The organism is Pseudomonas sp. UBA2684, from assembly GCA_002354655.1.
Classification (GTDB): Bacteria; Pseudomonadota; Gammaproteobacteria; order Pseudomonadales; family Pseudomonadaceae; genus Aquipseudomonas.
This window is the reverse complement of record DELY01000038.1, coordinates 23,226-34,472: the sequence shown is the minus strand read 5'-3', so window position 1 is coordinate 34,472 and position 11,247 is coordinate 23,226. Positions and strand designations below refer to the sequence as shown.

Genomic DNA, 11,247 nt, shown 5'->3' with positions numbered 1-11,247 from the left:
AAGATCCCAGCAACCTGATCACCTTGGACAACACCGGGATTGCCGATCAGGCGGGCAACACCGGCACTGGCAGCACCGACTCCAACAACTACGCCATTGATACTCTGCGCCCAAGCGCCTCGATTGTGGTGGCCGATACCGCATTGGTGGCGGGTGAAACCTCTACCGTGACCATTACCTTTAGCGAGGCGGTAAGCGGTTTGACCAGCGCCGATTTCACGGTGGCCAACGGTGTGCTGAGTGGGCTGAGCAGTGTCGACGGTGGTATCACCTGGACTGCGACCCTGGCTCCGAACAGCAATGTTGCAGACACCAGCAATGTCATCACGCTGGACAATGCTGGCGTGCAGGATGCGGCTGGCAATAACGGAACCGGTGCGACCGACTCCAACAACTACACCATCGATACCCTGCCACCATCGGTTGCATCGGTCGGCGTGCCGGCCAATGGCACCTATGTCGCCGGACAGAACCTCGATTTCACTGTCAACTTCAACGACGCTGTGGTGGTTGACAGCAGTGGCGGTACGCCGCGCATCGCCATCACTCTTGACAGTGGCGGCAGCGTGTTCGCCGACTATGTGTCTGGCTCCGGCAGTTCGGCGCTGGTATTCCGGTTGACTGTCGCCAGCGGTCAGATGGACAGCAACGGTATCAGTGTCGGCAACAGCATAAATCTCAACGGCGCCACGCTGCGTGATGCGGTGGGCAACAACGCCGTGACCACCTTGAACGGCGTCGGCGGTACGTCTGCCGTACTTGTCGATGCACTGGCGCCGAACGTTATCAGTGTTGTGGTGCCCGCGAACGATCAGTACAACGCAGGCGATGTATTGATCTTCACAGTTAATGCCAACGAAGCGCTCATCGTCGATACCGCCGGCGGCGCACCGCGTATCGCTTTGGATATTGGCGGCGCGATCCGCTATGCGTCCTACGTGTCTGGCTCCGGTAGCGCGGCGCTGGTTTTCCAGTACAGCGTGCAGACCAGTGACAGCGACGCCAATGGCATCGCGGTTGGTAGCGGCCTGGAGCTGAACGGCGCCACTGTGCGTGATGGTGCAGGCAACAACTTGACTCTGACCCTCAATAGCGTCGGCAGTACGGCTGAAGTGATTGTCGATACCACCGCACCGTTGGCCGAAAGCCTGGTACGAGTGGATGCATCTCCTAGCTCCGCAGGTTCTGTGCGGTTCACCCTAACCTTCAACGAAGCGGTTTCTGGGGTGAATACCAGTGACTTTGTACTCACGAGTACGGGTAATGCTGCCGGTACCATTCAGTCCGTGGTGCAGATAGATGCCCGTACTTATCAGGTCATTGTTGGTGGTGTCTCGGGCAATGGTTCGCTGGGTATCAACCTGAGCGCCACTGCAACCGATATCGCAGATGTGGCGGGCAATGCACTGACTGTAGGCATAACCGGAGAACGTTATGTGATCGCGACCAGCGGCCGCGACCCAGAGTTTCTCGCCACACCGCCTGCGGCGAACCTGCCAACGCTGAACCCGCTGATACCACCAGCCACTCCGGTAGTATCGCTGCCTCTCACTACCTCGCCACTGCTGCCGCCGCCGTTGTTCGAAGTGCCGACGCTGGGCAGTGGTATTCCCACTCTGGGCAACATTTTCATCAACAACGGTGCGTTGGCGCCCAGCTTTATCGCTCAAGTGTTCGCCAGTAGTGGCAGCGACAGTGGTGGCGATGGCTCTGGCAGTGGTTTTCTCGGCTTTGGTGGCGGTGATGGCGGGGTCTTTGGTTCCAGTACGCTGTCGAGCATTTTTGGTAGCGATGCCATGCAGGAGTCGGAGCAACTGGAAGTCTTCGATGGTAAACAGTGGCGGGGTGGTGATGCCGCTCAAGGCCTGCGTGGCGTATTTGGGGCGCCAACACTAGGTCAGCAGTTGCATGAGATACGTGACAACGAACAGCGCCAACTCAATGAGCTGGCTTGGGCTTTTGGGCAGGTAGTGGTGAACGAACCGCACGCCTGACAAGGATAAATACGACAACAAAAAGACTGTGCCGTGACTAGGGGGCGGCCCAAGGATGAATAAAAGCCAGAAATTGCTCGGCGTCAGCGTGTTGGCGCTAGCTATCAGCGGTTGTGCTGTGACCAGCCAGCCTATCGAACGCAGCGTTAGTGTGCAGCGTGCGCAGAGCGACCTGCTGAACATGTTCAAGGATCAGGAGCCACTTAGCGGTCCGTTGACTCTGCATGAGGCCATGGCGCGGGCCGTGAAGTACAACCTCGAGGGCCGACTTAAGGTCATGGAGGAGGCCCTGGCGAAGCGTCAGGTCGATTTGGCCAGCTTCGATATGCTGCCGCGTATGGCGGCGTCGGCCGGCTACGCAGGCCGTAGCAATGTCAGTGCTTCCAGTAGCCAGAGCGTGGATACCGGTACTCAGTCGTTGGAGCCCTCGACCTCTCAGGATCGCGACCGTGGCGTGGCGGATCTGACCATGGTGTGGAACGTGCTGGATTTCGGCGTCAGCTATGTCAGTGCCAAGCAACAGGCCGACCAGCGTTTGATCGTGCAGGAGCGTCGCCGCAAAGTCGTCCATACCATCATCCAGGACGTGCGCGCAGCCTATTGGCGGGCGCTGGCAGCAGATCGCCTACTTACCCAAATCGATAGCCTGATGAGCCGAGTCGACCAGGCGCGTAGCAATAGCCAGCAGATGAGCGAGCAGCGTATTGGCGATCCAATACAGGCCCTTAGCTATCAGCGTGCACTGATCGAAGCGACTCGCCAGTTGGAAGATCAGCGCCGTGCGTTATCGTTGGCTAAAACCGAACTGGCGGCCCTGATCAACCTGCCGCTGGGCACTGATCTGAGCCTGACGGCCAGTAACGATTATCCATTGCCTGAACTGAAGGTGGAGCTGGCTACTCTGGAACAAGAGGCCCTGGCCAGTCGCCCTGAGTTACGCGAGCAAGACTATCAGGCACGCATCAGTGCCGCGGAAACGCGTAAAGCCATGCTGCGTCTGCTGCCTGGCCTGGAGTTCTCTGCTGGCGGGCACTACGACAGTAACTCTTTCCTGGTTAACCAAAGTTGGGCTGACTACGGCGTCAAGGTCACCTGGAATCTATTCAACGTACTCTCCGCACCAGCAGCCATCGATGTGGCCAAGGCGGGCGAGGAAGTCGCCGCCGCCCGCCGCGAGGCCATGTCGATGGCCGTGCTGGCCCAGTTGCATGTGGCCAATGCCAATTACCATGAGGCTCAGCGGCAGTTTCAAACCAGCCAACAATTGGCTGGGCTCGACACGCAAATTGCCGAGCAACTGCGCAATCGCTACCAGGCCCAAGGCATCGGTGAGCTTGAGCTGATTCAAGGCGAACTGAATGCACTGCATGCTGACTTGCGGCGTGACCTGGCTTATGCCGAGTTGCGTAATGCCTATGGGCAGGTATTTGCCAGCGTCGGCTTGGACCTGCTACCGGCACAATTACCATCCGATAGTCTGAGCGATATTGCCGGCGCCTTGGCCGCCAGTGAGGATCGTTGGCAGCAAGGCAATATCGGTAGTCTGACGAACTGACCCTCCGGGCGTTAAAAGGCTACGTCCTCGTTATGTGTTGAGGCGTGGGGCCGACTAGATGATGCCGGGAGCGCGGTAATTCCTAGGGTGGGTTAGGCGTATGGTCACGGACTATCTGCTGCTAGATAGTTCAGTTGCGCCGTAACCCACTAGAGGGGATAGGCTGATTAACGCTGGGTGGGTTACGTGGCACGCTCATAGCTCGCCTCAGCGCCACTAACCTACCAAGTCTGCGTATAGCCGTTAACGGGTATAAGGCCGCTTGTGCAGTTCTCTGCACTCGGCCTTGTTGTTAGGCCGCAGTCCGTACAGGGCGTTCTGCCGCGTATCAATAACTAATTAGCTGATGCTAAATACTCTGCTTGTTGCCCGACGAGTCAGCTAATGCACTTGGCCCTGTTGTGCGGCGAGCTGGTTTGCGCGTGTTTCTGCGAACCCACAAGCGGCTTTAGCCACGAAAGATGCTCAGGTCGAAGATTTGTGGGCGCGGTTTTGACCGCGAACTGTTCAGGCAACGTGCTCAAACCAGCCCAAAGAACTTGCGGCCAAGGCCCCTTCTACCCAGCAATCTCATGGTATCTGTGTTCGGATTTAGCCGCGAAACTCTTCCAAGCTCTCCCGCTTTCCCGCTTAACGCCGTGCCCATGAGGTGCTGGAAACGGGTACACAAAAAAGCCCCGCGTCTCGGGTGGTCGGCGGGGCAAAGGGATGGGTAAGCGTGGTTCAAGCGGCGTGGACGTCTTCCGGATTGTGTGGCGACCCAACACCTAGGTAGTGCTTGAGTCGCGCCTGTTGCGTGGGGGTTGTGAACAGCCCTAGTTTGCTGCGCCGCCAGAGAATATCGGCAGCATCCATGGCCCATTCTTCCCGGCACAGGTAATCCACTTCGCGGGTGTAGAGTCCGCCGCCCAGGTGTTCGCCAAGATCGCTGAGGTTGAGTACCCCCTTGAGGAGAATCCAGACGCGGCTGCCGTAACAGCTAGCCCAGCGCCGGGCGAGTGAGGTGGGCAGCCAGCCAAAGCGAGCGCACAAGGCTTCAACCAACGCGCTTTGGCTTTCCAGGTTTTCGGCGCCGGGCAATGGGGCGGTAGCCGTCCAGCTTGCCCGCATCTTCGGGAAGTAGGGCGCCAGTTGCGTCAGCGCCGATTCGGCCAATTTGCGATAGGTGGTCAGTTTGCCGCCGAATACCGACAGCAGCGGTGCTTCACCGGGGTTTCCGGACAGCGCCAGGGTGTAGTCGCGGGTCACCGCGGACGGTTCGTCCGACTCGTCATCGCACAGTGGGCGCACGCCGGCGAAGCTGTGCACGATATCGGCACGCTGCAGTTGCTGCTTGAAGTGGGCGTTGACTACCTGCAGCAGATAGTCGGTTTCTTCGTTGCTGATCGTGACATTGGCCGGATCGCCTTGGTATTCGCGGTCTGTGGTGCCAATCATGGTGAAGCGTTCAAGGTACGGGATGGCAAAAACGATGCGCCGATCCTCATTTTGCAGAATATAGGCCTGCTCTCCGTCGAACAGTTTCGCAACGATGATATGGCTGCCCTGAATCAGGCGAATGCCATACGGCGAGTTCTGCTTCAAATCATCGTTGATAAAGCGTGCCACCCACGGGCCGGCGGCATTTACCAGGCTACGCGCGCGGATCGAGTAGAGGCTGCCATCGGCGCGTTCCAGGTTGATATGCCACAGGCCTTTGCTACGACGTGCGCTTATGCAGCGCGTGCGGGTGTGCACGTGCGCGCCTTGCTCGCGTGCGGCCATGGCGTTGAGCACCACCAAGCGGGCGTCATCGACCCAGCAATCGGAGTATTCGAAGCCCCGCTCGATCTCGGTTTTCAGTGGGCTGCCGGCGCCGAAGCGCAGGCTGCGCGATGCAGGCAGTTGTTCGCGTTTACCGAGGTGATCGTAGAGGAATAGCCCGGCGCGGATCATCCAGGCCGGCCGCAGGTGTGGGCGGTGGGGCAGGATGAAACGCATAGGTTTGACGATATGCGGTGCTTTAGCCAACAACACTTCGCGTTCGGCAAGCGCTTCACGCACCAGGCGGAATTCGTAATGTTCCAGGTAGCGCAAGCCGCCGTGGATCAGCTTGCTGCTGGCGGATGAGGTGTGCTGGGCGAGGTCGTCCTTTTCGCAAAGGAACACCGATAAACCGCGTCCGGCTGCGTCAGCCGCAATGCCGACACCATTGATGCCGCCGCCCACAACAGCGAGGTCGTAGACTTCAGCGAGGGGCGCAGTGTGAGTGGGGAGAGTAGGCATGACGGCACCAAAAAGTCGAAAGCGAACGCGTTAATGTTCATTTCCGAAAATATGCTAGTCGAATATGCAGCGCTTCGCCACCCCGCTGCGCGATTTCGCGCCGAGCGGCGAATTTTCCGTAATGGGGCGGGGGCAGTAGCTTATGGCGGGTGGTGGGCTGTAACGAATCGCCGCCCGGTCCGCCCTGCGGGGCGTCAGACGAGGTTCAGGAGAACCTTGTTCTCGGTGAGCAAACGGCTGATGGTTGCCGAGGGAGCGGCGTCGGTAAATACCCGGTCGACCAAGGCAATCGAGCCTAAACGAACCACGGCATTGCGCCCGAACTTGCTTGAGTCGGCGGCGAGAAATACCTGGCGAGCGTTGTCGATGATGGCTTGGGAGACGCGCACTTCCTGGTAGTCGAAGTCGAGCAGGCTGCCGTCTTCGTCGATACCGCTGATGCCGACCAGGGCGAAGTCGACCTTGAACTGCTGGATGAAATCCACCGCCGCCTGACCGACGATGCCGCCATCGCTGCGCACTGTGCCACCGGCTACCAGCACTTCAAAATCTGCCTTGGCGCTGAGCTGGGCGGCGACGTGCAGGTTATTGGTGATGATCTTCAGCCCTGTGTGGCCGAGCAGTTCGCGGGCAATCGCCTCGGTGGTGGTGCCAATGCTGATGAACAGCGAGGCGTGATCGGGAATGTGCGTGGCGATGGCTTCGGCAATGCGCTGCTTCTCGTCGCGCATCTGCCCGGCGCGCATGGCGTAGGCGGTATTTTGGGTGCTCGACGTTTCGCTCGCCGCGCCGCCATGCGTGCGCCGCAGCAAGCCTTGCTCGGCGAGTTGATTGATGTCGCGGCGGATGGTTTGTGGCGTGACGCTGAACGCGTGGGCCAGTTCGTCGATGCTGACGTAGCCACGCTCGCGGGCCAGCTCGAGGATGTTGTGTTGGCGTGGCGCCAGAGTCATGGAAGGCTCCTCATTTTGCGCAGCATTATAGGCTGTCGTGCGCCCGGTTTTCGGCTAAGGTACGCGAACTTTGTCAGATTATTTTCACAATCGAACATGACGCCTGCCATCGACCTACTGAAAAAAGCCAAGGCTGCGCACCAGGTGCACAGTTACAGCCATGATCCCAAGGCCGCTTCATACGGTTTGGAGGCGGCGGAAAAGCTTGATCTGGATGCTGCGCGCGTGTTCAAGACGCTGCTTGCGGCCACAGAAAAAGGCGAACTGTTGGTGGCCGTAGTGCCGGTAGCCGGCAGCCTTGACCTGAAAGCCCTGGCCCAGGCCGCGGGTGTGAAAAAGGCGGATATGGCCGACCCGGCTGCCGCGCAGCGCGCCACGGGTTATCTGCTCGGCGGGATCAGTCCGCTGGGGCAGAAAAAGCGCCTGCGCACCTTTATCGATGAGTCGGCACAAGTGCATCCAACCATCTACGTCAGCGCTGGGCGGCGTGGCCTGGAGGTGGAGTTGGCGGCCACGGTGCTGGCCCAGCATTGCCTTGCGCAGTTTGCCGCGATCGGCCGGGGCTGACGCCGGACGGGTGGCGCACAGGGCGCACGACCCTTTTCATAACAATAAGGAAACCTGCATGTCCCACTACCTGCTTGCCATCGACCAAGGCACCACCAGCAGCCGCGCCATCGTGTTCAGTGCCGAGGGGGAGCGGGTGGCGAGTGCGCAGCAGGAATTCAAGCAGTATTTTCCGCAGGACGGCTGGGTCGAACACGACGGCGAAGAACTCTGGCAGAGCACCCTGGCGGTGTGCCGCGAAGCGCTCAAGCAGAGTGGCCTGACGGCCGCTGAAGTGACGGCCATCGGCATTACCAATCAGCGCGAAACCACCTTGGTATGGGATGCCAAGACCGGTGTGCCGATTCACCCGGCCATCGTGTGGCAGGATCGACGGACCGCCGATTACTGCGCTGCGCTGAAAGCCGCTGGCCATGAATCCGCCGTTGCCAGCAAGACCGGGCTCCTGATCGACCCTTACTTCTCCGCCACCAAACTGCGCTGGATTCTCGAGCACGTGCCGGGTGCGCGCGCCCGCGCCGAACGCGGCGAGTTGCGTTTCGGTACGGTGGACAGCTTTCTGCTGTGGCGCCTGACTGGCGGTAAAGCGCACAAGACCGATGCCACCAATGCCTCGCGCACCTTGCTGTTCAATATCCATACCCAGCAATGGGACGCTGCGCTGCTTGAACTGTTCGAGATTCCCGCCAGCCTGCTGCCCGAAGTGCTGGATTGCGCGGCTGATTTTGGCACCACCGAGGCCGATCTGCTGGGGGCCGCGATTCCGGTGTTGGGCATGGCGGGTGACCAACAGGCGGCTCTGGTCGGTCAGGCCTGCTTCCAGCCGGGCATGGTGAAAAGCACCTATGGCACAGGGTGTTTCATGATTCAGAACACCGGCGAGACGCCGGTGATCTCAAAAAATCGGCTGCTGACGACCGTTGGTTATCGCCTGAACGGCAAAGTCACCTACGCGGTGGAGGGCAGTATCTTCGTCGCCGGTGCGGCGGTGCAGTGGCTGCGCGACGGTATCAAGTTGATCAGTCATGCGCGGGATACCGAAGCCTTGGCCGAACAGACCGGCGATGCGTGTGGCGTTTACCTGGTGCCGGCATTCACCGGCCTTGGTGCGCCGTACTGGGACCCGAAGGCGCGTGGTGCAATTTTTGGCCTGACCCGCGACACCGGGATCAAGGAAATCGTTACCGCCGGGCTGCAGTCGGTGTGCTACCAGACCCGTGACCTGCTGCAAGCCATGCGTCAGGATGGTGCCGCCGCTCCCAGCGCCCTGCGGGTTGACGGTGGCATGGTGGAAAACAATTGGGTCATGCAGTTTCTCGCGGACATTCTTGGCGTGACGGTCGAGCGTCCGCAGGTCACCGAAACCACGGCGCTCGGCGTGGCCTATCTGGCGGGGTTGCAGGCCGGCGTATACCGTGACCTGGAGAGCATTGCCAGCCATTGGCACCGGCAACAGCGGTTTTCCCCGCGCATGGCCGACAGCCATCGTGACAAGCTCTACGGCGGTTGGCTGGACGCGGTGCAGCGAGTGCGTAGCGAAGGCTGAGGGCCGATCAATGCGCCGTCTGCTGGCTGACGGCCAGTCAGGAGCAGGACCTTTGCCATCTCATCGACGATCCTGGTTCGTGTCTCTGGTTTTTGTGCTTTGCGTTGGGCTAGACGCTGCGCCAGTGCGTGCGGAAACCCTGGTGATTGCCGGGGATGCCTGGTGTCCGGTGAACTGCGCAGCGGATGCCGAGCAGCGCGGTATCTTCGTCGAGCTGGCCGAGCAGATTTTTGCCGAGGCCGGCATAGCGGTCGAGTACCGCGTGACCAACTGGGCGCGTGCGGTGCACGAAACCCGCGCCGGTAAGCTCAATGCATTGATCGGCGCCGGGGTTCACGATGCGCCGGACTTTCTGTTTGGCGAGGTGCCGGTGGGGCTTTCGCGCACCTGCTTCTACGCGCGCCAAGGCAGCCTGTGGCGTTATCGCGATGTGCGTTCCCTGGCCGACGTCAGCGTCGGCGTGATCAACGGCTACAGCTACGGCGAAGACCTCGACAGCTATATCCGCCGCCATCGTGAGGATTCGCAGCGCATACAAATGGCCTCTGGCGATCGGGCGCTGGCGATCAATGTCGAAAAAGTGCAGCTCGGGCGAATCGAGGCGGCGCTGGAAAACACCTGGGTAATGGACGCCTATCTGGCGCGTAGCGGGATAGCGGGTGCGCTCGAAGCCGTGGGGTGCCGCGTCCCCGATGTGCCGATTTACCTGGCGTTCTCGCCTGTGCTGGCGTCCAGTGCCCGTCACTTGGCGATCTTCGAGGCGGGCGTGCAGCGTTATCGGCAGGATGGCCGCTTGCAGGCCTTGTTGCGGCGTTATGGGGTCAGCGACCCACGCTGAGGCCAGGTGCGCCGGGTTAGCGGTGCACCTGGCTGTTGCGTGGCTGAACTCAGTAGCTGTATTGCAGCTGCAGCCACAGTTTGTCGGTATCAACGGCGAACTCGTCGGCATCGTAGCTGGCGTACTTCGCTAGCCCGACCAGCCCCTTCACGCCCGGAATCGGGTGGGCATAGGAGAGGTCGATTTCCTGGCCATAGCGGCTGCTGCCCTGCTCGGCGCGGAACTCGTGGTACCAGGCTTGCAGGCTACCGCCGAGCAGGGGCAGCGTGGCGCCGATGTAGGCGTCCTCGATACCGTCGGCCGGGGTCAGCAGAAACAGATCGGCCCAGCCCTGGAAGGCGTGTTTGGTGGCCAGCGGCGTCTGGAAGGCGCGGTTGCCCGGGCCTGAGCCGCCACCGAGCACTTCATAGCCGGCTTTCAGCGCCACCCCTTTGAGCGTGTAACCCAACTCGGCCAGGTAATAGTCGCTATCGAGATCCAGCGGATTGTCGGCGTATTCACTCTGCTGGGCATATTCCAGCGCGTAAGTGACGCCAGCGACGGCACCGGTCAGGCGCAGGCCGGTGGTTTTGCTCGACTGGCTGGCGCCGGTCAGGTTGTCCAGGCCAAGCAGGTATTGGTAGGCGGTGGCGGTCAGTTGCGGGCTGAACTGGTATTGCGCGTTCAGCAGGTGGCTATGGCCTTCGATATTGGCCGGGTTGGCCGCAGTGTCGAAACGGTTGTCGCCGGGGCCGAAGATGCTGTTGATGTTGTCGATATAGGCGTAGCTCAGGGTCAGGCCGGCCAGCGGCTTGAGTTGGCCGAGCACGCCGTCGTAGGTTTGCTCGTTTTGCCGCCAGGCGACGCCCCCGACGAAGCGCTGGTTATCCAGGGTGATGCGTTGGCGGCCGAGCACGGCGCTGCCCAAGGCATGCTCGTAGCGCAGCAGGGCCTGGTTGATCTCGCTGCCGTCCGGGTCGGCCACCACCGCGTACTCGGCTTGGCCGTTACGCGTGCTGTTGTAGGCGGCGTCGCCGATGCGGCTGACGTTGTCTGCCTCGACCAGCGCGGAGAGGCCGTACCACTTACCGCTCTGGAAGCCGACACGGGTGCGTAGGGTCTGTGCGTTGGCGTGTTTGAGGGCGTTGTCCTGGTCGACGTGCTCGTAGCGGTAACGCGCATCGAGGATCGGTTTGCCCTGGGTCAGCAGGTTGCTGAAGTCCTCCGTGGCGAAAGCGGCGTGGCTGAGGGTGGTGCCGGCGATAGCCAGCGACAGCAGGGACAGTTTCATCATGCGCATAGCGGTCTTCCTGTAAGCCAAAAACGCAAAAAAAAACGTCACAGCGCCCATATCTCGAAAGGAGAGGGTGCTATGACGTCGTTGTCGGTTGAGTGGCAGACACGCCGTTGTGCTGACCGGGATGGGTCATAGCAGGCAGCGTGCCAGGATTTATAAGTTTCTGATTTGTTAAGAGTTAGTGATTTTTTAAGAACGTTTGGCGATTAATCGCTGCACCGTAGCTGCCCGCCACGCATCCAGACAGTGCAGC

Annotated in this window: 8 protein-coding genes; 5 read left to right on the top strand and 3 right to left on the bottom strand. The window is 60.6% G+C overall.

What is annotated here, in order from left to right:
* On the top strand, positions 1 to 1,994 hold a 1,994-nt coding region (locus B3M58_RS12925), incomplete at its 5' end, for an Ig-like domain-containing protein (RefSeq protein WP_296219652.1).
* Between the two features lie 55 nt (positions 1,995 to 2,049).
* The gene (locus B3M58_RS12920) at positions 2,050 to 3,549 is read left to right on the top strand and encodes a TolC family protein (protein ID WP_296219650.1); all 1,500 of its coding nucleotides are present in this window, start codon (positions 2,050 to 2,052) and stop codon (positions 3,547 to 3,549) included.
* Positions 3,550 to 4,272: 723 nt separating this feature from the next.
* On the opposite strand, the gene glpD is transcribed toward B3M58_RS12920, so the two are convergent.
* Entirely contained in the window at positions 4,273 to 5,814 is a 1,542-nt protein-coding gene (gene glpD, locus B3M58_RS12915; protein WP_296219649.1) for a glycerol-3-phosphate dehydrogenase, read from the bottom strand.
* 194 nt (positions 5,815 to 6,008) lie between these two features.
* Positions 6,009 to 6,767, bottom strand: a complete 759-nt coding sequence (locus tag B3M58_RS12910) for a DeoR/GlpR family DNA-binding transcription regulator (RefSeq protein ID WP_296219648.1) — start codon at positions 6,765 to 6,767, stop codon at positions 6,009 to 6,011.
* 96 nt (positions 6,768 to 6,863) lie between these two features.
* Between B3M58_RS12910 and ybaK the strand changes: the two genes are divergently transcribed.
* The 3 genes from ybaK to B3M58_RS12895 all read left to right on the top strand — a co-directional run bounded on the left by ybaK (position 6,864) and on the right by B3M58_RS12895 (position 9,718).
* Positions 6,864 to 7,334 carry a Cys-tRNA(Pro) deacylase gene (gene ybaK / locus B3M58_RS12905; RefSeq protein WP_296219646.1) on the top strand — a complete coding sequence of 157 codons (471 nt, stop codon included), beginning with the start codon at positions 6,864 to 6,866 and terminating at the stop codon, positions 7,332 to 7,334.
* A gap of 58 nt (positions 7,335 to 7,392) precedes the next feature.
* A complete protein-coding gene (gene glpK, locus B3M58_RS12900) occupies positions 7,393 to 8,880 on the top strand; it encodes a glycerol kinase GlpK (protein WP_296219644.1) in 1,488 nt (495 codons plus the stop codon).
* Positions 8,881 to 9,004: 124 nt separating this feature from the next.
* The gene (locus tag B3M58_RS12895; protein ID WP_296219642.1) at positions 9,005 to 9,718 is read left to right on the top strand and encodes a substrate-binding periplasmic protein; all 714 of its coding nucleotides are present in this window, start codon (positions 9,005 to 9,007) and stop codon (positions 9,716 to 9,718) included.
* 49 nt (positions 9,719 to 9,767) lie between these two features.
* Here B3M58_RS12895 and B3M58_RS12890 read toward each other — a convergent pair whose 3' ends face one another.
* Positions 9,768 to 10,997, bottom strand: a complete 1,230-nt coding sequence (locus tag B3M58_RS12890) for an alginate export family protein (RefSeq protein WP_296219641.1) — start codon at positions 10,995 to 10,997, stop codon at positions 9,768 to 9,770.
* Positions 10,998 to 11,247: the final 250 nt, after the last annotated feature.